This is a genomic window from Novosphingobium sp. TK71 (genome assembly GCF_055361505.1).
On record NZ_CM143962.1, the window covers coordinates 424,460 to 444,796 of the forward strand.

The 20,337-nt window shown below is 65.0% G+C and carries 21 protein-coding genes; 11 read left to right on the forward strand and 10 right to left on the reverse strand.

Going from position 1 to position 20,337, the window contains the following annotated elements; translation table 11 throughout:
* The first annotated feature begins 2 nt into the window (after positions 1 to 2).
* The 3 genes from ACXJ16_RS01860 (at position 3) to ACXJ16_RS01870 (ending at position 2,552) form a co-directional block, all read left to right on the forward strand.
* Entirely contained in the window at positions 3 to 941 is a 939-nt protein-coding gene (locus ACXJ16_RS01860; RefSeq protein WP_054440612.1) for an MlaD family protein, read from the forward strand.
* Positions 942 to 997: 56 nt separating this feature from the next.
* Positions 998 to 1,621, forward strand: coding sequence for an ABC-type transport auxiliary lipoprotein family protein (locus ACXJ16_RS01865; RefSeq protein ID WP_054440694.1), 624 nt, complete (start codon positions 998 to 1,000; stop codon positions 1,619 to 1,621).
* Between the two features lie 373 nt (positions 1,622 to 1,994).
* Positions 1,995 to 2,552, forward strand: a complete 558-nt coding sequence (locus tag ACXJ16_RS01870; RefSeq protein WP_463921099.1) for an outer membrane protein — start codon at positions 1,995 to 1,997, stop codon at positions 2,550 to 2,552.
* A 143-nt stretch (positions 2,553 to 2,695) separates the two neighbouring features.
* On the opposite strand, the gene ACXJ16_RS01875 is transcribed toward ACXJ16_RS01870, so the two are convergent.
* From ACXJ16_RS01875 to crcB, 5 genes are read right to left on the reverse strand one after another with little or no spacing between them, the layout of a single operon-like run.
* Complete coding sequence (locus ACXJ16_RS01875; RefSeq protein WP_463921100.1) at positions 2,696 to 3,394, reverse strand: ATP12 family chaperone protein; 699 nt, start codon at positions 3,392 to 3,394, stop codon at positions 2,696 to 2,698.
* Positions 3,391 to 3,600, reverse strand: coding sequence for a hypothetical protein (locus ACXJ16_RS01880; protein ID WP_054440606.1), 210 nt, complete (start codon positions 3,598 to 3,600; stop codon positions 3,391 to 3,393). Before ACXJ16_RS01880 ends, ACXJ16_RS01875 begins: the two co-directional genes overlap by 4 nt.
* Complete coding sequence (locus ACXJ16_RS01885; RefSeq protein ID WP_185996973.1) at positions 3,597 to 4,259, reverse strand: HAD-IA family hydrolase; 663 nt, start codon at positions 4,257 to 4,259, stop codon at positions 3,597 to 3,599. The genes ACXJ16_RS01880 and ACXJ16_RS01885 overlap by 4 nt, the downstream gene beginning before the upstream one ends.
* Positions 4,256 to 5,566 (reverse strand): RluA family pseudouridine synthase, encoded by a 1,311-nt coding sequence (locus ACXJ16_RS01890; protein ID WP_054440599.1) that lies wholly within the window; start codon positions 5,564 to 5,566, stop codon positions 4,256 to 4,258. The genes ACXJ16_RS01885 and ACXJ16_RS01890 overlap by 4 nt, the downstream gene beginning before the upstream one ends.
* A complete protein-coding gene (gene crcB / locus ACXJ16_RS01895; RefSeq protein ID WP_185996975.1) occupies positions 5,563 to 5,973 on the reverse strand; it encodes a fluoride efflux transporter CrcB in 411 nt (136 codons plus the stop codon). Before crcB ends, ACXJ16_RS01890 begins: the two co-directional genes overlap by 4 nt.
* A 115-nt stretch (positions 5,974 to 6,088) precedes the next feature.
* On the opposite strand from crcB, the gene ACXJ16_RS01900 reads away from it, so the two are divergent.
* The 7 genes from ACXJ16_RS01900 (at position 6,089) to gatB (ending at position 11,918) form a co-directional block, all read left to right on the forward strand.
* Positions 6,089 to 6,736: a hypothetical protein gene (locus tag ACXJ16_RS01900; RefSeq protein ID WP_463921101.1), complete on the forward strand. Its 648-nt coding sequence runs from the start codon at positions 6,089 to 6,091 to the stop codon at positions 6,734 to 6,736.
* 234 nt (positions 6,737 to 6,970) lie between these two features.
* A complete protein-coding gene (rpsU, locus tag ACXJ16_RS01905) occupies positions 6,971 to 7,177 on the forward strand; it encodes a 30S ribosomal protein S21 (RefSeq protein WP_054440590.1) in 207 nt (68 codons plus the stop codon).
* A 266-nt stretch (positions 7,178 to 7,443) separates the two neighbouring features.
* Positions 7,444 to 8,016 (forward strand): FKBP-type peptidyl-prolyl cis-trans isomerase, encoded by a 573-nt coding sequence (locus tag ACXJ16_RS01910; RefSeq protein WP_185996976.1) that lies wholly within the window; start codon positions 7,444 to 7,446, stop codon positions 8,014 to 8,016.
* 8 nt (positions 8,017 to 8,024) lie between these two features.
* Entirely contained in the window at positions 8,025 to 8,510 is a 486-nt protein-coding gene (locus ACXJ16_RS01915) for an FKBP-type peptidyl-prolyl cis-trans isomerase (protein ID WP_324696157.1), read from the forward strand.
* A 120-nt stretch (positions 8,511 to 8,630) separates the two neighbouring features.
* A complete protein-coding gene (gene gatC, locus ACXJ16_RS01920; RefSeq protein WP_054440581.1) occupies positions 8,631 to 8,933 on the forward strand; it encodes an Asp-tRNA(Asn)/Glu-tRNA(Gln) amidotransferase subunit GatC in 303 nt (100 codons plus the stop codon).
* Positions 8,933 to 10,420 carry an Asp-tRNA(Asn)/Glu-tRNA(Gln) amidotransferase subunit GatA gene (gene gatA, locus ACXJ16_RS01925; protein ID WP_463921103.1) on the forward strand — a complete coding sequence of 496 codons (1,488 nt, stop codon included), beginning with the start codon at positions 8,933 to 8,935 and terminating at the stop codon, positions 10,418 to 10,420. The genes gatC and gatA overlap by 1 nt, the downstream gene beginning before the upstream one ends.
* A 1-nt stretch (position 10,421) precedes the next feature.
* Positions 10,422 to 11,918, forward strand: a complete 1,497-nt coding sequence (gene gatB / locus ACXJ16_RS01930; protein ID WP_463921105.1) for an Asp-tRNA(Asn)/Glu-tRNA(Gln) amidotransferase subunit GatB — start codon at positions 10,422 to 10,424, stop codon at positions 11,916 to 11,918.
* A 72-nt stretch (positions 11,919 to 11,990) separates the two neighbouring features.
* Here gatB and ACXJ16_RS01935 read toward each other — a convergent pair whose 3' ends face one another.
* From ACXJ16_RS01935 to ACXJ16_RS01955, 5 genes are all read right to left on the reverse strand, one after another.
* On the reverse strand, positions 11,991 to 12,527 hold the full coding sequence (locus tag ACXJ16_RS01935; RefSeq protein WP_054440571.1) for a hypothetical protein: 537 nt from the start codon (positions 12,525 to 12,527) through the stop codon (positions 11,991 to 11,993).
* Between the two features lie 192 nt (positions 12,528 to 12,719).
* Positions 12,720 to 13,391 (reverse strand): hypothetical protein, encoded by a 672-nt coding sequence (locus ACXJ16_RS01940; RefSeq protein WP_132469325.1) that lies wholly within the window; start codon positions 13,389 to 13,391, stop codon positions 12,720 to 12,722.
* A gap of 221 nt (positions 13,392 to 13,612) precedes the next feature.
* Positions 13,613 to 13,915, reverse strand: coding sequence for a hypothetical protein (locus ACXJ16_RS01945; protein ID WP_324696149.1), 303 nt, complete (start codon positions 13,913 to 13,915; stop codon positions 13,613 to 13,615).
* An 11-nt stretch (positions 13,916 to 13,926) separates the two neighbouring features.
* A complete protein-coding gene (locus tag ACXJ16_RS01950) occupies positions 13,927 to 16,827 on the reverse strand; it encodes a M16 family metallopeptidase (protein ID WP_463921107.1) in 2,901 nt (966 codons plus the stop codon).
* A gap of 129 nt (positions 16,828 to 16,956) precedes the next feature.
* Positions 16,957 to 17,412 carry a nuclear transport factor 2 family protein gene (locus tag ACXJ16_RS01955; protein WP_185996984.1) on the reverse strand — a complete coding sequence of 152 codons (456 nt, stop codon included), beginning with the start codon at positions 17,410 to 17,412 and terminating at the stop codon, positions 16,957 to 16,959.
* Positions 17,413 to 17,710: 298 nt separating this feature from the next.
* Here ACXJ16_RS01955 and clpB point away from each other — a divergent pair, with 298 nt between their 5' ends.
* Positions 17,711 to 20,290: an ATP-dependent chaperone ClpB gene (gene clpB / locus ACXJ16_RS01960; protein ID WP_054440566.1), complete on the forward strand. Its 2,580-nt coding sequence runs from the start codon at positions 17,711 to 17,713 to the stop codon at positions 20,288 to 20,290.
* Positions 20,291 to 20,337 lie beyond the last annotated feature (47 nt).

The following is a 20,337-nucleotide window of genomic DNA, read 5'->3' on the forward strand; positions in this document are numbered from 1 at the left end:
GCATGGAAACACGGGCCAATCACATATGGGTCGGAGCCGTCACGCTGGTGCTGCTGGCGACGCTGGCGGCGTTCATCATCTGGATCGCGCGGATCAACGACACCGCGCGAAACGAGTATGACATCTTCTTCAAGCAGTCGGTCGACGGGCTCGCCAAGGGTTCCGGCGTCGATTACGCGGGCGTGCCAGTCGGGCAGATCAAGGAGATCGAACTCTGGCCGCAGGACCCCAGCTTCATTCGCGTGCGCGTGAAGGTGGACAAGAAGGTGCCCGTCACCGTCGGCACCACTGCCACGATCCAGGGCAGCTTCACCGGCGTGGCCGACATCCAGCTCGAAGGCGCCGTGAAGGGCGCGCCGCTGCTGACCGAGCCCGGCCCGGAAGGCGTGCCCGTGATCCCGACCAAGCGCGGCGGCCTGGGTGAAATCCTCTCCAACGCGCCGCTGTTGCTCGAACGGCTGGCGACGCTGACAGAGAACCTCAACCTGCTGATGTCCGAAGAGAACCGCCGTTCCATCACCGGCATTCTCAAGAATACCGACAAGATGACGAAGGATCTCTCGGCCGCGACGCCGCAAATGAAGCAGACGCTGGCGGAACTTCAGGGAACGCTGAACCAGGCCACCAGAACGCTGGTCGCGTTCGAGGGCGTGGCAGGCAAGGCGGACAGCCTGCTGGGCGATCAGGGTAATTCGCTGGCGGCCCAGCTTCGCGAGACGCTGGGCGCTGCGCAGAAGTCGATGGAGACCCTCGACCAGACGCTCCAGCATGCGCAGCCTGCCTTCGACCAGGTATCGCAGCAGACGCTTCCTGCCGCCGAAGCCGCGATCCGCGATCTGCGCGCCACCAGCAAGGCGCTGCGCAGTGTGACCGAGAAGATCGACGAGCAGGGCGCGGGCGCCCTCATCAAGGGGCAGAAGCTGCCCACCTACAAGCCATGAGTGCGCCAGTCGTGAACGGGCGTGCTTCGGCCGGGAAGAAGAAAACGGGAAAGACGATGGGAACCGCGATGAAGCTCCGGCACAAGACCCCGATTTTCGGCGGCGCGCTAGCGGCCGTGGCGGCACTGGCGCTTTCCGGTTGCATCAGCCTCGCGCCCAAGCCGCCCGAGCTGCTGTTCCGTCTCACTCCGCAGGACAAGGCTCCCGCAGGGTCGCAGGCCACGGGGCGGATTACCGATGCCATCGTCGTGCTGGACCCTGAGGCGGATCGCAGCCTCGATGTGCTGCGGGTTCCGGTAAGGATAGATGCGTCGAGCATGTCCTATCTCAAGGATGCCTGGTGGATCGAGAAGCCGAGCCGCCAGTTCCGCTCGCTGTTGGCTGAAACGCTGCGTGCCGATACCGGGCAGCTCGTGGTCGAAGGCGGCGATTTTGAGGTCACCGGCAAGACCCTGATCGGCGGGCGCCTGCTCGACATGGGCTACGATGTCGCCACTTCCTCGGTCGTCGTGCGCTTCGATGCAATCCGTACCGAACGCAACGGGCCGATCGTGACCAAGCGGTTCGAATCGGTGGTGCCTGGCATCAAGCCGGAAGCCGCCCTCATCGGGCCGGCTATCAATCAGGCTGCCAACGTCGTGGCGAAGGACGTTGCTGCATGGGTGAAATCCGGCGCCTGAAGACGCCGGTTTCAAGGATTGCGCAGGAAGAGTTCGTCCTGAAAACGCGGGGATCTGCGCGGAATCTTTCCGAAAATGACAATATCTGTAAGGTATTGTGCATCTTGGGATCGTCCGTGCGCGTTTTAAAGGGCTATTGAAGATTTAATTTTCTGTCGCGGTTTCCGATTTTACAATAGTGCGTGCAAAAGGCGGATTTCCGTTACTTTACCTTGTTTTTCGAGTTTCTGGTTGTGGCTGTCATGCCACAATGGCAGTTTTATGACGATGCTGTGCAAGCATCTGTATTGAACCGATTTCCCGGCCCTGTATTCGGCCCCCCGATCCCGCCGCCACGAATGCCGCGGGGCAAACAGAATGCAGGAGCATACGCATGAACAAGATCGCCCTTCTCGGCGCTGCCGCCGCCCTTTTCGCCGTTCCGGCCGCCGCCAATGCGCAGGCCTACGTTCAGGCACAGACCGGCCTCGACAGCGTTTCGATCGACGGCGGTTCGTCGGAAGGCCTCACTTACGGCGTTGCTGCCGGTTACGACTTCCCGGTTCGTGAAGCGCTGTTCTTCGGTATCCAGGCGAGCGTATCGGACAGCACGACCAAGGAATGCGCACGCGACGTCATCGCTCTGGGTGACAAGCTCTGCGTCCGCGCCGGGCGCGACCTTGCCGCTGTTGCCCGCATCGGCACCAACGTTGGCGAAACCAGCAAGCTCTACGTCCTCGGCGGCTACACCAATGCCCGCCTGCGCGTGACCTATACCGATGGCACCAACAAGGACAGCGACGGCACGAACCTTGACGGTTTCCGTCTCGGTGCCGGCTTCGAGCACAACTTCGGCGGCAACCTGTTCGGCAAGATCGAGTACAACTATTCGAACTACGAACAGGGCTTCAGCCGTCATTACGGCCTCGCCGGTCTCGGCGTGAAGTTCTGATCTCAAGAAGAACGGGACCGCGCGGAGGCAACGCCGCGCACCGTTCGGAAGACCCGCTCCGGTTAGTCCGGGGCGGGTCTTTTCTTTGGAATAGCAGCGAAGGGGGCGCCATGAAGCCCGGGGCAGGCCCCGGCGTCCTGTGCCTACCTCGAAAGTTCTGCCAGTCGCATGGCCAGCTTGAACGCCTCGAAGCGCGCGGCGCGGTGCTCGGCGGCTTCCCAGTCTTCGCCCCAGAGCTCGACTTGCCAGTCTTCTTCCAGGTTGGCGGCTTTCCACAGCGCTTCCGCATCGGCGCCCGGCCGGATCGCAGCCATGGCGATCACCAGCGAGGCGGCGAGGCTGGAGAGCATCTTGAGCGCGGCCAGCGAGAAGTCGCTCTCGGCGGCAAGGGCGAGTTCGATGCGGGCCAGCGTCTCGGCCGGCTGCGGCTTGGGAATGATTCCGGAGATCCGCGTGAAGTGCACGTCGTAGCGGGTTTCCGCTTCGACAAGCAGGGGCTCCCACACGGCCAGCTGGCGCTCGTGAAACGCCTCGCCCGGCTCGGCGCGGTAGCAGAGCGTGTCCGTCTCGGCATAAGGCAGGAGATCGCGGATCGTCTGCTCGCGGTCGTCCGAAACCGCATCCACGGCAAAGTCGGCCAGATCGCGCAAATGGAAGCTCCGCGCGTCGATCTGCTCGCCTTGGGCGGTCCACTCGGCGGCAAGCGCTTCCGCGAGCGCCCTTGTCGGCACGACCTGGGGGCGGCCACCGGCGGTCTTGATCGGTCGGCCGTCCAGCAGCACGCGCCACGCCTGCCCGCCTTCGGTCTCGCCGGTCGAGGCCTCCTTGTAGAAGCGCTTCATTTCGGGCTCCGCCACTTGCGCGCCAGCACCTTGGGAATGACGAACACGTCGATCAGTCCATTGGCGATCAGGAGGTATCCAAGCCAGAGCGGCGCGGCGAGCTTTTCGGCGCCGATCGCCATGCCCGCGATCACGCAGGCGACGCCGAAGATACGCACGAGCTGGATGGTGGCGAAGCGGGCCCTCGCCGGATCTTGTTCGGTCATGCCAGGAGGTACTCCGCAAGTTCGCCCGGCGCTGCGACGACCTTCTCGGCGCCGGCCTCGGTCAGTTCGCGCGGGTGGTGATAGCCCCAGTCCACGCCGACGGCGCGGGTTCCGGCGGCTTTCGCCATCTTCATGTCATAGGCGGTGTCACCGATCATCACCGTTTCGCCGGGCAGGGCGCCCGCATCGAACAGTGCTTCCTCCAGCATCGCGGGATGCGGCTTGGAGGGGTGGCGATCCGCCGTCTGGAGGGTGACGAAGAGGTCGGAAATGCCGTTGGCCGCAAGGCAGTGGCCCAGGCCCCGGTCCGACATGCCGGTGGCCACGCCAAGCGTCCATCCGCGCGCGTGAAGAGTGCGCAGGCAGTCCTCGATGCCGGGAAACAGCGGTTGCGAGACGCGCCCTTCCTCTCGTGCCTGTCGGAATGCGACCTTGTAGGCTTCCGCCATCGCATTTTGCTGCTCTTCGCCGCTATCGGGCAGGAGCTGCCGGATCGCCTGCGGCAACGAGAGGCCCACCGCGCGGCGGATCAGGCCGCGCGAGGGAGCGGGCAGGCTGAAGCGGGCGAAACTCGCTTCCATCGCCTCGCAGATCGGTGCCTGCCCGTCGACCAGGGTACCGTCGCAGTCGAAGACGGCGAACTTTACCGCCGCGGTCACCGCTTTCCTCGCGGACCGGAAGGCCGTCCGCCGGAAGGTGCCGAGCCGCCGGGTTTACGCGAGGCGGGGCGGGCAGGCGCCGATCGGGCTGCGCCGGGGCCAGTCTTGCTGCCGGGACCGGTCTTGCCGGGTTTTCCGCCGGGCTTGCCTGCGGACTTTGCGCCCGGGCGCGATGCGGTCTTGCCCGAGGGCTTGCCGCGTGAGGGACGGTCGGAAGGGGTATCGCGGCGCGAGCGGCGCTCACCCCGGCGTTCCTTGCGATACTGCTTGGCGTGAGCCTTGGCGGCGCGCTTCTCGTCGTCCTTGGTGAACTCCGGCGCGGATTCGGGCAGTTCCGCGCCGTCCGCCTCGTCGAAACCGAGCGAGGCCAGCGAATTGGCGAAATGCTCGGGCAGGGGGGCGGTCACGTCCAGCGGGGTGCCGTCCGGGTGCTCGATGATGAGCCGGCGGGCGTGGAGGTGCATCTTGCGGCTGATCGTGCCCGAAAGAAACGCTTCCTGCCCGCCATACTTGCCGTCACCTACGATCGGGTGGCCGATTGCCGCCATATGGACGCGCAACTGGTGCGTACGGCCCGTCAGCGGGTGCAGTTCGACCCAGGCGGCGCGGTTGCCGGCACGGTCCAGCACGCGGTAACGGGTGCGGGCGGACTGGCCGCCTTCCTCATCCACATGCATCTTCTCGCCGCCGGTGCCCGGCTGCTTGGCGAGCGGCAGTTCGATCATGCCGTCGTTGATGCTCGGCACGCCGACCACCAGCGCCCAGTAGATCTTCTTGGCGGTGCGCCCGGAAAAGCGCTTGGAGAAGAACGCCGCGCTTCCGGGCGTGCGGGCGATCAGCAGGACGCCGGAAGTGTCCTTGTCCAGCCGGTGGACGAGGCGGGGGCGCGGGCCCTTCTCCGCATAGGCGTCAAGCAGGCCGTCCACGTGCTCCTTCATGCCCGATCCGCCCTGCGTGGCGAGGCCCGGCGGCTTGTTGAGCACGATCGCCGAGCGGTCCTGCGTGAGGACCATCGAATCGGCGAGTTCGATCTCTGCTTCCGTCAGTTCGCGGCGCGGGCGCGAGCCACCGAGGCCGGGCTTGGCCTCGCCGCCCGGCGGCACGCGCAGGACCTGGCCCGCGACGAGCCGGGTGTCGACATCGGCGCGCTTGCCGTCGACACGGATCTGTCCGGTGCGCGCCCAGCGCGACACCATCGCGAAGCCGACTTCGGGCAGGTGGCGCTTGAACCAGCGGTCGAGACGGATGTCTTCGTCGTCGCGGCCGACGGTGAACTGGCGGACGGAATCTGAATTGTCGCGGCTCATGCGGCGACTCCCTTCGTGATGGAAAAGCCGGCAAACAGCGCGGCGAAGCCCGCGATCAGCGAGATCGCGACATAGAAAGCCGCAAGACCGAGCTGCCCGCGCATGGCAAGGGCAATGGTGTCGAGGCTGAACGAGGAAAAGGTGGTGAAGCCGCCCAGCACGCCGACACCGATGAGCAGGCGGGCAGTCTCGCCCTCTGCGGTGTGGCGCAGGAGCCAGCCTGCCAGCAGGCCCATGGCAAGGCTGCCAAGGACATTGACGGTAAGGGTGCCATAGGGAAACGCACCGGCTCTTGCCGGGCCGATCACGGCGGTCCAGCCGAGGCCGGTGAGAAAGCGCAGCCATGAGCCGACGCCGCCGCCCAGCGCCACAAAGAGCGAGGAGGCTAGAAAGGAAGGTTGGGACATTGGGCCGCCTTAGCCGTGAATGCGCGGATTTCCAATCGTTCCATCCGACCGGACGGCACGCGGCCCTTCTATAAGTGTCATTGGGTGCGACCCCACTCCGCAAGGAGACATAATGATGCAGATATCATCTTCCACAAGCGCGCTGAGCACGCTGTTCAATCCGAGTCAGGACATGGAGGACAAGCTGGCCTCCGCCGTGAGCAACGGTTCGGTCAGCGACAGCGATGCCGCGGCGCTCGAATCGGCGCTCGATTCGATCGACGACGCGCTCGGCACGGCGTCTTCGGGCAGCAAACTCGACCCTTCCCAGATGAAGGATCGGATCGATTCGCTGATTTCCGACCAGGTGGAAAACGGCACCCTGACCGAAGATCAGGCCTCCACCCTGCAATCCCTGTTCGCGCAGGGCGCGTCGCAGGATGGCGGTGAGGCCGGCGGAGCCGGCGGCCCCGGTGGACCCGGCGGCGCGGGTGGTCCCGGCGGTCCTCGCGGTGCCGGCGGTCCGCCGCCCGGCGGTTCGTCCGTCGAGGAAACCGACGAGACGGAAGAGACCGAGGAAACGGACGACACCGATGAGACGGACGACACCGATTCCACCGATGACACGGAAGAAGCCGATGAGGCCGATGCCACGCTGGCCGCGGTCCAGGCCTTCATCGAGAACCTGAAGGCCCAGCAGGCCGAAGGCGCGACCTACACGGCTTCCGCGGCGACTTCCGCCACCGTTTCGGCAGCAGGTCTGATCGTCGATCAACTGGCCTGACGCGCGGGATTGGTGTATGAGTACCCTCCATCGGGGAGTCCCACCCTCGGTGGAGGGCGCATTTTGGCCGATCTTTCGCCAAGATTGCTTGCCTTCCGGCCTCGGCGATGCTAGCGGCCCCCAACTTCGAGCCGACCCCGACAGGGATTCGGTGCAATTACGTTTTTTCTTTCAAGGTGCCTTCCGCGTCGGAATGCGGAATTCGTGCCTTCGATTTGTGAGGTGTGTCGGTTTATGCAGATTCTCGTCCGCGACAATAACGTCGATCAGGCTCTTCGGGCTCTCAAGAAGAAGCTGCAGCGTGAAGGCGTCTACCGCGAGATGAAGCTGCGTCGTCACTTCGAGAAGCCCTCGGAAAAGCGCGCTCGCGAAAAGGCCGCTGCTGTGCGCCGCGCCCGTAAGCTGGAGCGCAAGCGCATGGAGCGTGACGGCGTCAAGTAAGATTGATGTCGGCCCCGTCTCCGGGCGGGGTTTGCGGCATCCGTTTTCTCGTTTCCGAGCGAGGAGCGGGGAAATGCCGCGCTACAGTCAGGATCGTATGATTACGATTGTGATTGGCACATCTTAAATTGCTCGGCTTGCGGCTTGAACCCCGCTCCGGCTTGAGCCATGAGGGCGCGGAAATTCCATCCGCGCCCTTTGTGCATCTGCCGTGCAGTTACCGCGCAGCTGTACTCGCCGGGCGAACCCGAACGAGGCCCTAGACCATGACTGAGATCACCCGCGTTCCGCTGCAGCCGATTGCCAAGGGCTCGCTGACCAAGATCTGGCTCGGCGTTGCCGCAGTCGCGCTGGCCGCCGGCGGCGTCGCCTATGCTGCCCTGCCGCCGCAGGTCCACGTCAAGACGCTGACCGCCGGTTCGGGCGAATCGCCGACGATCGCTGACGTCGTGCTCATCAACTACAAGGGCACGCTGCCGGACGGAAACGTCTTCGATCAGGCGCAGCAGGTTCCGATGGCCCTCAATGAGGTGATCCCCGGCTTCACCAAGGCGCTCGTCAAGATGCAGCGCGGCGGCAAGTACGAGGTCGAGATCCCGGCCAAGCTGGCTTACGGCGACAAGGCGGTCGGCAAGATTCCGGCCAATACCGACCTGAACTTCGAAATCGAGCTGCTCGACTTCAAGAGCCGCGCCGAGATCGAGCAGCAGCAGCGCCTGATGCAGCAGCTCCAGCAGATGCAGGGCGGCGCACCGGGCGGTGCCATTCCCGGCGGTGCGATTCCGGGTGGCGCGATTCCCGACGGTGCCGTTCCGGGCGCCGAAGGTCCGGCACACTGATCGCCGCCATGATCCGCACGTTCCGTCCGGCGCTCCTGGCGCTGGCCGTCGTCCTGCCTGTTGCGGCTTCGGCCGCGGCACCGGGCCAGACTGCACCTTCTCCGGCTCCTGCGCCCGCACGCCAGGTCGTGGTCACCACGCTGACCGCGGGGCAGGGCGCCAAGCCTACCCGCGAAGACTATGTGCTGGTGAACTACAAGGGCATGCTCAAGGACGGCACCGTGTTCGACCAGAACGAACAGATGCCGATGGCCGTGGGCGAAGTCGTTCCCGGCTTTGCCGACGGGCTCGTGCAGATGCAGCGCGGCGGCAGCTACCGCATCCTGATCCCGGCGGAACTGGCTTACGGCGCGGAAGGCGGCGGGCCGATCCCGCCCAATTCCGACCTCGTCTTCGAAGTGACCCTGCTCGACTTCAAGACCCGCGCGGAACTCGACGCGATGATCGCCGCGCAGCAAGGGCAGGCGCAACCGGCCCAACCCGGCTCGCAATGAGCCGGGCCGGACGCACTCCCGGAGGCGTCCATGCTTGAAGCAATTTCGGACGGGTGCTAGCTGCCCGATCCTGATCTCCCGGCGCGTGCAGAGCCGCGCCGGTCAAACTGAAGGAACGCCATGTCGGTCGATACCGCAACCGTTGCGAAGATCGCCAGCCTCGCCCGCATCAAGGTGAGCGAGGCCGAAATCGAGGCGATGGTCCCCGAACTCAACGGCATTCTCGCCTGGGTCGAGCAACTCGGCGAAGTCGATACTTCGAACGTCGAGCCGATGACCGCCGTCATCCCCAACACGCTGCGCCTGCGCGACGACGTGATCGACGCCGATCCGCTGACCGGCGGCGACAAGCGCGATGCCGTTCTGGCCAATGCTCCCGCCGCCGAACACGGCTTCTTCGGCGTGCCCAAGGTGATCGAATAATGACTGATCTTACGGAACTCGGCGTTGCGCAGATCCGCGACGGTGTGGCCGGCGGCGATTTCTCCGCCGTCGAAGTGGCGGAAGCTTTCAACGCCAATGTCGCCGCCGCGCAGGAAGCGCTGAACGCCTTCATCATCGCCACGCCTGAAAAGGCCATCGAAGCGGCAGCTGCCACCGACGCCAAGCGTGCGCGCGGCGAGGCTCTCGGCAAGATGGGCGGCGTGCCGATCGGCATGAAGGACCTGTTCGCCACCTTCGGCGTGCAGACGACGGCCGCCAGCCACATGCTGGAAGGCTTCAAGCCGCAGTACGAATCGACCGTCTCGCAGAAGCTGTGGGATGCCGGTGCGGGCATGCTGGGTAAGCTGAACCTCGACCAGTTCGCCATGGGCTCGTCGAACGAGACCAGCTATTTCGGCAACGTGATCTCGCCGTGGAAGCGCAATGACGGTGGCAATGCACCGCTCGCGCCCGGCGGTTCGTCGGGCGGTTCCTCGGCTGCACTCGCCGCGCGTCTCTGCCCGGCGGCGACCGGCACCGACACCGGCGGCTCGATCCGCCAGCCGGCTGCTTTCACCGGCACTACCGGCATCAAGCCGACCTACGGCCGCTGCTCGCGCTGGGGTGTGGTGGCGTTCGCCAGCTCGCTCGACCAGGCAGGCCCGATGGCCCGCTCGGTGCAGGACTGCGCGATCATGCTCGAAGCCATGGCCGGTTTCGACGCCAAGGATTCGACCAGCCTCGACATGCCGGTGCCGAACTGGGAAGCCGCGCTTTCCGGCGACATGAAGGGCAAGAAGGTCGGCATTCCCAAGGAATACCGCGTTGACGGCCTGGACGAAGACGTCGCCAAGTCGTGGGACGACGGCATTGCCTGGCTGAAGGATGCCGGCGCCGAGATCGTCGAGATTTCGCTGCCGCACACCAAGTACGCGCTGCCGACCTACTACATCATCGCGCCTGCCGAAGCCTCGTCGAACCTCGCGCGCTATGACGGCGTGCGCTACGGCCTGCGCGATCTGCCGGACGGCGCCAACCTTCAGGACATGTACGCCGCGACCCGCGCCGCCGGTTTCGGCCCCGAGGTCAAGCGCCGCATCCTGATCGGCACTTACGTGCTCTCGGCCGGTTTCTACGACGCTTACTACACGCAGGCCCAGAAAGTCCGCGCGCTGATCGCGCAGGACTTCGCCAAGGCCTTCGAAGAGTGCGACGTGATCCTCGCGCCGACCGCGCCCTCGGCCGCCTTCGGCCTTGGCGAGAACGTCGACGATCCGCTGAAGATGTACCTCAATGACGTCTTCGCAGTGCCGGCCTCGCTTGCGGGTCTTCCGGCGATGTCGGTCCCGGCCGGCCTCAACCGCGAAGGTCTGCCGCTGGGCCTTCAGGTCATCGGCAAGGCTTTCGACGAACAGGGCGTGCTGAACGCCGGTCTCGCCATCGAGGCCCGCGCACAGTTCGCGGCGAAGCCGGAAAAGTGGTGGTAATATGAGCACTTATCGCATCCAGGGCGCCACCGGTGACTGGGAGGTCGTGATCGGCCTCGAAGTCCACGCGCAGGTCACCTCGAACTCCAAGTTGTTCTCCGGATCGGCGACGGCATTCGGCGCAGAGCCTAACAGCCAGGTCTCGCTGATCGACGCGGCGATGCCGGGCATGCTGCCGGTTCCGAACCGCGAATGCATCCGTCAGGCCGTGCGTACCGGCATGGCGATCGAGGCGCAGATCAACAAGTGGTCGCGCTTCGACCGCAAGAACTACTTCTACGCCGATCTTCCGCAGGGCTACCAGATCAGCCAGCTCTACCACCCGCTGGTCGGCGAGGGTTCGCTGACCATCGAGGCGGACGAGAAGGCGGGCATTCCCGCCGACAAGGTGATCGGCATCGAGCGCATCCACGTCGAGCAGGACGCGGGCAAGCTGATGCACGACCAGCATCCGACGATGTCCTATGTCGACCTTAACCGCTCTGGCGTGGCGCTGATGGAAATCGTCAGCCGTCCGGACATGGCTTCGCCTGCGGAAGCAGGGGCTTACCTGTCGAAGCTGCGGACGATCCTGCGCTATGTCGGCTCGTGCGACGGCAACATGGACCAGGGCTCGATGCGCGCGGACGTCAACGTCTCGGTGCGCAAGCCCGGTGACGAACTCGGCACCCGTACCGAGACCAAGAACGTCAACTCCGTGCGCTTCGTCATGCAGGCGATCGAGCACGAGGCAAACCGTCAGGTCGACGTGCTGGAAGGCGGCGGCAAGATCGTGCAGGAAACGCGCCTGTTCGATCCCACCACCGGCTCGACGCGTTCGATGCGTTCGAAGGAAGACGCGCACGACTATCGCTACTTCCCCGATCCGGACCTGCTGCCGCTCGAACTCGACGATGCCTTCCTTGAGGCCTGCCGCGCGAGCCTGCCCGAACTGCCGGACGCCAAGCGCGCCCGCTACGAAGGCGAACTGGGCCTTTCGGCCTACAACGCTGCCGTGCTGACCGCCGATGTCGATACTTTCGCATGGTTCGAGGCGCTGCTGGCCGAAACCGCTTCGGCACAGGGCAAGCAGCCCGCCGAAGTCGCCAAGCAGGCCGCCAACTGGCTGATCTCCGAATTCTTCGGCGCGCTCAACAAGCAGGGCAAGAGCCTTGAAGACTCGCCGATCAGCCATGAGCAGGCGGCGGAGCTTCTGGCGCTGGTGGGCAAGGGCACGATCTCGGGCTCGATCGCAAAGCAGGTTCTCGAAACGATGTTCGAGACTGGTGACAATGCCGGCGTCATCGTCGAGCGTGAAGGGCTGAAGCAGGAATCGGACACCGGCGCCATCGAGGCCAAGGTGGACGAAATCCTCGCCGCCAATGCCGACAAGGTCGCCCAGTACCGCGAAGGCAAGGTTGCGCTGTTCGGCTTCTTCGTCGGCCAGACGATGAAGGCGATGGCCGGCAAGGGCAACCCGCAGGTGGTGAACGAGATCCTGAAGGCCAAGCTCGGCTGACGCAGGGTATCATAGACATAAAGAAGGGCCGGAAAGCGCTGTGCTTTCCGGCCCTTCTTCGTTTGAAGCGGCTTACTTCGCGGCTACCTTCTTGGGAGCGGCGGTAATGGCGTTGTGTGCATATTCGACGAAGTTCTTCTGGTAGACGGTACCCAGCTCGCCAAGTGCCGCAACGGCGTCCTCACCTTCTTTCGGCGGGAACAGCGACAGGCCATTACCGCCCCATGCCTTGTATTCCCAGGTGATCTTCTGGGCGGCATCGAACCGGCGATACATGAACAGCGTGCGCAGCGAGCGGCCATAGATTGCCGCCTTCATGTAGAACACATCGGCGACGATGAGTTCGGAGTAGCATGCGGCGGCCGAATCCGAGCGTCGTGTCTTGATCTTGTTCATCGTCTTGCGTTCGAGCGGCTGCTCGTGACGAATGATGGTGGTGCCCGGTGTCAGCGGCAACAGGGTGCGCAGATCCATCGCCACGAGTGCGTCGAGCTGCGAGGGACTGTCGAGTGCGCTTGCCATCAGCGACTGATTGCTCGAATCCCGGTCGGCATGCAGCGCTGCATCGAGCAGGCCGCCGCCAAGCAGGCCTGTGGTCTGGGATCGCATGCGTTCGGCCGGCCATAGATGCAGTTCGCAACCGTCCGCAGCTGCGGCAGGCTGCAGTCCGGGTACAGGAGCTGTTGCTGCCGCAGGGGCTGCTGCGTCCTGCGCGTGAGCGGCAGGCGCAAAGACCAGTGCCGCGAGCAGACATGCACGCGAGATCATTTTCATTACAGTCGCACTCCGTGGTTGAATGGGTCAGCGTTTCTTTTTCGGCGGCGCCGCCAGCGCCTTGCCGAAATCGTGGATGCTGATGGAATAGGCGGACGCCAGTTCGGACACGATCGCATCGGATGACCTGTCGATAGCCTTGTCGGCAATGCGAACCGGCACCTGGATATAGGTGCCGAAGCTGCGGCCGGACACGTCACCATCGAATTGGCGGAAGCGGTAAAGGATGTTGAGCGCTTGCGTGCCGGTGAAATTCTTCTGCAGGACGAGGTCGTCGATCATCAATTCGGCGTAGCAGCGCGGCGTATCCAGTGCGTGGCGGGCAAGGCCGGTGCGGATTTCGCGGCTGGACAGCGGCGTTTCGTGGATGACCGTGCGATATCCGGCGAGGCTGAGCGTGGCGGCAAGATCTGCCGAGCCGAGTATCTTGACCTGTTCTCCCGCCGAAAGCGGTTCATGCGGTACATTCTCGTATCCGTCGCGTCCCTTGGCTGCTCCGTCCACGGTGCCGCCGTGTGCCCAGCCGTAATAGACCGAATGGAAATCGTGGCCCGGCCAGACATGCAGTTCGCAAGCAGCAGAAGCGGCAGCAGGCGCGGCCAGCGTTTCAGGCATCTGGGCCTGCGCGCTCGCCGTCGCCACGAAAGGCTGCACGCAACAGGCGGCCGCGAAAATCGCGTGCCGAATAGTGGAACTCATCAAGTTTAAACCCCCGGCAAGGTAGCGGCCGATGTTCCCCAACGTCGGTCTTTCCTGCGCGATCAGCCAATATTGGGCCTGGTGCAAACTGGCAAGAGACTTGATGTTAAAGAATAGAATTCAGCTCTGCCGCGCGGGGCGATCATGTGGGAATGGCAGCGGCCATGAAAAAAGGGCAGCCATCGCTGGCCGCCCTTTTTCTTGTCTGCGGGTTCGCCGGTTCAGGCGATTTTGTTGCCTTCCAGCTTCATCGTACCGAAGAAGCCGGCTTTGATCGTGCCGGTGAGGTCGGTGCCGTCGACCGTGGCCTTGCAGTCGAGATCGATCGGCATCGGTGAGGTCATCTTCATCTTCCAGCTCAGCGTGTTGCCGCTGATCTTGCCGTCCCGCAATTCCATCGTGCCGAGGTCGCCGGTGATCTGGCCGGTGAAGGTGTCACCTGCCGGAATGATGGTAAGCGTGCCCTTCTGATGCCCCATCGGGGTCTTGGTCGAGCATTCGTAAGTTCCGCCGAGCAGCGACATTCCTGGTCTCCTTATTCCTGGCCTTCAGGCGCTGCAGGTGCCGCGCGCACTTCGACGGGCAGGCCGAGGCCCTTGAGTTGCGGTTCAACCACCTTGCGATCGCCCACGATCACGAATGTCAGGCCCTTGGGCTGGAGATATTGCGTGGCGGCAGCGCCGATCGCCTTGGCGTCTATCGTGCGATACCTCGCGGCAAGGCCGACGTAATATTCTTCCGGGCGGCCGAGGCGGTCGTTCTTGCGGATCGCTGCCTGCACGGCGGCGTCGGTTTCGAACAGGTTGGGAAGCTGCCGGATCGCGCCTTCGGTAACGCGCTGGAGTTCCTCCGCGGTTACCGGCCGGCCTGCCGGAAGCGCGCCCATGTCGGCGATGATGGCCTTGATCGCCTCACCGGTCTTGTCGGACTGGACCGGGGCCGCGACCTGGACCGAGCGTGGGCCGACGGGCTGAGCCACGCCGCTATGGACGCCGTAGCTCCAGCCCTTGTCCTCGCGCAGGTCCTTGTTGAGGCGCGAGAGGAAGCCGCCGCCGAGCACGTCGTTGGCCAGTTGCAGGGGTTCCGCGTCCGGGGTCTTGCCGGTCATCGGCAGGACGCGGCCCGCCACGATCACTGATTGCGGCGAATTCGGCCGGTCGATCAGGACGATCCGGCTGCCGGTGGCGGCGGGCACGGCGGCGTCGAGCGGCTTTACGGGTTTTGGCACGGCGGGGGCCTGCCACTGGCCGAAGGCGCGTTCCAGCATCGGCTTCAGTTCGGCCATCGTCACATCTCCCACCACGGTGATCCGGGCGAGATCGGGGCGCAGCCACTTGTCATGCGCGGCCTTGAGCTGGGCAGGCGTGAGCGCGGCGAGCGACGCGGCGTTGCCGAGGCCGTCCGAGGGCTGGGCGTAAGGGTGATTCCCGAAGAGTTCGCTGCCGAGCGAGCGGGCGGCGAGATCGTCCGGCGTTGACAGTGCCTGCGCCAGTTCGGCTTCCGACTGGGACTTCACGCGCTCCACTTCGGACGGGCTGAAGGCGGGATCGCGCACGATCTGGGCCATGAGGTCCAGCGATGGCGAGAGATTGGCCGAGAGCGCCGAGAGCGTCACGCTGCTGGTATCCAGCGAGCCGTCGATCGAAATGCTGGCGCCGAGGCGTTCCTGCGCCTCGGCGATGCGGGTTGCGTCGAGCTTCGAGGTGCCCTGGTCGAGCATGGCCAGCATCAGCCCCTGCGTGCCCGGTGTATCGAGCGCATCGGCGGCATAGCCGGCGTCGAAATCGAGCGAGAGCACCAGCTTGGGAACCGCGGTACGGCGCGCAAGCGCCACCGGGATGCCGTTGGAAAGCGTCGTGCGCTCGATCGCCGGGAAAGTCAGTGCGCCGATCTGGCCGAGTTGCGGGAATTCGCGCTTGGGTCCGGCGGCGAGGGCAGGCGCCTTGGCCTTGGGATCCGGGCGGGGTGCGGGCTGTTTCGCCTCGTCGCCCCAGCCGCCCATGGCATCGCCGCTTTCGGTGCGGGCGCCGGGAACGACGTCGAGGGCATAGACCGGGCGCGAGAGCCACTTGTTCATTGCCGCCTTGACTTCCGCCGGGGTGAGCGCGGCCATGCGGGCAAGGTCCTGCTTGTACTTGGCGGGATCGTCCGAATAGACCTGACCCTCGGCCAGGGTGGCTCCCTTGCCGCTGAAGCCGCCGACGCGTTCAAGGCCGCCGATCTCGCCGGAAAGGGTGCTGACGACGGCACGGCGCACTTCATCCTCGGTCGGCCCGTCGCGCAAGTAGTCGGCGAGGACCTTGTCGAAGGCGGCGTTGGCCTTGGCGCGGTCCACGCCGGGCTTCACGTCCATGGCCATGGTGAGCATGCTGAGCTGCTGGAACACCTGCGAATAGGCGGTCACGGCCACCGCAAGCTGCTGTCCGCGTACCAGTTCATTGTCGAGCCGCGAACTGGCAAGGCCGCCGAGCACCCGCATGCCGATCTGGAGCGCGGGGGTATCGGCATCGTTCAGGCCGGGAGCGGTCCAGTTGCGGGTAAGGCGCAGGACCGGCACCTGGTCGACGATTTCGCGCTTCACCGGCGCCGAAAGCGTCACGGGTTCGGCAGTGACGGGCTTGATCTCGGGGCCGCGCGGAATGTCGCCGAACCATTTCTCCACCTTGGGGCGGGCGGTGGCGGCGTCGATGTCGCCCGAGAGCACGAGCACGACGTTGTTCGGGCCGTAGTGGTCGGTAAACCACTTGCGAACGTCCGTGAGGGTGGCGGCGTCGAGGTCGGCCATCGAGCCGATGGTGGAGTGGCGGTAGGGGTGGCCCACCGGCAGCAGGCCTTCGGCCTGGGCATATTCGAAGAGGCCGTAGGGCTGGTTGTCACCCTGGCGCTTCTCGTTCTGGACGACGCCCCGTTGCTTGTCGAGTTTGTCCTGGGTGACTGCGGGCAGCAGGTGGCCCATGCGGTCGCTTTCCATGAACAGCGCAAGATCCAGCGCGCCGGTGGGCACGGTTTCCACGTAATTGGTGCGGTCGTACCAGGTGGAGCCGTTGGTGGGCGTGGAGCCCGCGCCTTCCAGCGGCACGTCGAAGTCCGGCACGTTGGCCGATCCGCCGAAGAACAGGTGCTCGTAAAGATGCGCGAAGCCGGTCTTTCCGCGCGGCTCGTTCTTGGAGCCGACCTTGTAGTACGCCGTCACCCCGACGATAGGGGCCTTGCGATCGGTGTGGATGATCGTGGTGAGCCCATTGGCGAGCACGAACTTCTCGTAAGGGATGTCCACCCTGGCGACGAGTTCGGCCGGGGAGGCCGGTGCCGGGGCGGCATTCTCCGACGGTGCCGGCGGTGGCGAGGCGACACTGGCCGTGGGGGCGCTGGCGCAGGCGGAGAGAGCGAGGGCGGCGGCGAGCGCAATGGCGCTGGAACGGGGAGCAAGTCGCATGGCCGAAGGTCTAGCACGTTGTTCGGCAAGGACCAGCGACAAAGGCGATGGGATGCAAGAGGGGCGGCGGGAAGAGAGAGGTCGTCCCGGATCGGGTCCGGGACGACGAACAATTCCCCCCGCCGTTGATTACCCCCGCTTGAAGATCTGGCCGGAATCGAAGCGGGTGATGCGCCATTCCCCGTCGCTGTCGCGGCGGCATTCCATCTTCACGTCGGCGACTGCCAGCGGATCGCAGTATTTCTCGAACGGCGCCTCGCCCACGGCGGCGAAGAACACCAGGAGATAGCCGACTTTCGCATGGTCGGCATCGTCGAAGGAAACCCGCAGCGAAGTGATGATATGGCGCATGGTCATCAGGCCCGCGCCTGCCCGCAGCGCTTCGGCGCGGCCTTTGTAGAAGGTCTCGACCGCGGCCAGCCCCTCGCGCCATTCGCCGCCGACGTTATAGGCCACATCCTCGGCCAGAACGTCGGCGCTGCGCATCTCGAGGCCGTTGTGAATGTCCAGTTCGTCGCCCCATTCATAGACGACCTGCTTGATGGCAAGCACGTCCGCTGCCTGCTGGGGAGTGAATTTCGCCACGTCTGATGCCTCTTCCCATTGGTTTTCGGGTCTTGTCGGGAGAGGCTAGGCAAGGGCAACCTTCGCGCCAAGCGAATGCGCAACGGCAGGCACGTTCAACGCCACGGCGACGTTTTCGAGGGGGTGGCATTCCGCGCGGCGCTTCCCATCTTGTGACAAGCCGGTTCCGGCTCTTGAGAATCCACGCTTTCTTCCCATCTGCGCGCCATCAGAATGTGCCGCGCGAAAAATGTCATGGCACACCTTGTGTTGCAAATGTGCAACACTATATGGTCGAGATCAGGAGGCAATTCATACCATGAATCTCGAAAAGTTCACTGACCGGGCCAAGGGTTTCCTTCAGGCGGCGCAGACTGTTGCGATCCGCATGAATCATCAGCGCATCAGCTCCGACCACATCCTCAAGGCCCTTCTTGAGGATAGCGAGGGCATGGCTTCCGGCCTCATCCAGCGCGCGGGCGGCAATCCGGCCTTCGCGGTGCAGGAAATCGACAAGGCGCTCGGCAGGATTCCCACGGTTTCGGGCAGCGGTGCCCAGGGCGCTCCGGGGCTGGACAACGATGCCGTGCGCGTGCTCGACCAGGCCGAGCAACTCGCCGCCAAGTCCGGCGACAGCTTCGTCACCGTGGAGCGCATGCTGCTCGCGCTGGCGCTGGCCACCACGACTTCGGCGGGGCAGGCGCTCAAGGCCGCCAACCTCACGCCCCAGGCGCTGGAGGCGGCGATTTCCGAACTGCGCGGCGGCCGCAATGCCGACAGCGCTTCGGCCGAAAACGCCTATGACGCGATGAAGAAGTATGCCCGCGACCTCACGCAGGCCGCGCGCGACGGCAAGCTCGACCCGGTGATCGGCCGTGACGAGGAAATTCGCCGCACCGTCCAGATCCTCGCCCGCCGCACCAAGAACAACCCCGTGCTCATCGGCGACCCCGGCGTTGGCAAGACCGCCATCGCCGAGGGCCTGGCGCTGCGCATCGCCAATGGCGATGTGCCCGACAGCCTCAAGGACCGCAGCCTCATGGCGCTCGACATGGGCTCGCTGATCGCGGGCGCCAAGTATCGCGGCGAGTTCGAGGAACGCCTGAAGGCCGTGCTCGACGAAGTGAAGGGCGCGGACGGCCAGATCATCCTGTTCATCGACGAGATGCACACGCTGATCGGCGCGGGCGCTTCCGAAGGTTCGATGGATGCGGGCAACCTGCTGAAGCCCGCCCTCGCGCGCGGCGAACTGCACTGCATCGGCGCGACCACCCTCGATGAATACCAGAAGTACGTCGAGAAGGACGCGGCCTTGCAGCGCCGGTTCCAGCCGGTCTTCGTGGGCGAGCCGACGGTGGAGGACACGATCTCGATCCTGCGCGGGCTCAAGGAGAAGTACGAGCTGCATCACGGCGTGCGGATCACCGACGGCGCCATCGTGGCGGCGGCGACGCTCTCCAACCGCTACATCACCAACCGCTTCCTGCCGGACAAGGCGATCGACCTCATGGACGAGGCCGCCAGCCGCATCCGCATGGAAGTGGAGAGCAAGCCCGAGGAGATCGAGAAGCTCGACCGCCGTATCATCCAGCTCAAGATTGAGGAAATGGCCCTCGGCAAGGAGACCGACGAGGCATCGAAGGACCGCCTTGCCTCTCTGCGCGAGGAACTGGCCAATCTCGAACAGCAGTCGAGCGAACTGACCACGCGCTGGCAGAACGAGCGCGACAAGATCGCCGCGGAAGGCAGGATCAAGGAGCAGCTCGATGCCGCGCGCGTCGAGCTCGATCAGGCCCAGCGGACAGGCGACCTCGCCAAGGCGGGCGAGCTTGCCTATGGCACGATCCCCTCGCTGGAGCGCAAGCTGTCCGAGGCGCAGGCCCAGGCCGGAAACGCGCTCCTGCGTGAAGAGGTGACCGAGGACGACATCGCCGGCGTTGTTAGCCGCTGGACCGGGGTTCCGGTGGACAAGATGCTGGAAGGCGAGCGCGAGAAGCTCCTCAAGATGGAGGACGTGATCGGCGCGCGCGTGATCGGCCAGAAGGATGCGGTCTCGGCCGTTTCCAAGGCGGTGCGGCGCGCCCGCGCCGGGCTTCAGGATCCGAACCGACCGCTGGGCTCGTTCCTGTTCCTCGGCCCGACGGGTGTCGGCAAGACCGAGCTGACCAAGGCGCTCGCGGGCTTCCTGTTCGACGACGACAGCGCGATGGTCCGCATCGACATGAGCGAGTTCATGGAGAAGCACGCGGTGTCCCGCCTGATCGGCGCGCCTCCGGGCTATGTCGGCTACGACGAGGGCGGCGTTCTGACAGAGGCGGTGCGGCGCCGGCCTTATCAGGTCGTGCTGTTCGACGAGGTCGAGAAGGCGCACCCGGACGTGTTCAACGTGCTGCTGCAAGTGCTCGACGACGGACGCCTGACCGATGGGCAGGGCAGGGTGGTGGATTTCACCAACACCCTGATCATCCTGACCAGCAACCTCGGCAGCCAGTACCTGACCCAGCTTGACGAAGGGCAGGACGTGGACACCGTGGAGCCGCAAGTGATGGAAGTGGTGCGCGGGCATTTCCGCCCCGAATTCCTCAACCGTCTCGACGAGATCGTGCTGTTCCACCGCCTCGGCCAGGAGCACATGGGTCCGATCGTCGATATCCAGGTGGCGCGTGTCCAGAAGCTGCTCAAGGACCGCAAGATCGTGCTCGACCTGACCGACGCGGCCAAGCGCTGGCTCGGCCGGGTGGGCTACGATCCGGTCTACGGCGCCAGGCCCTTGAAGCGGGCGGTCCAGCGCTACGTCCAGGACCCGCTGGCAGAGAAGCTGCTGGCAGGCGAAGTGCCGGACGGTTCGCACGTCCACATCGACGACGGCGACGGCGCGCTGGCGATCAGCGTGGAGTAAAACGAAAAGAGGGTGCGAGATTGATCTCGCACCCTTTTCCTTACAAT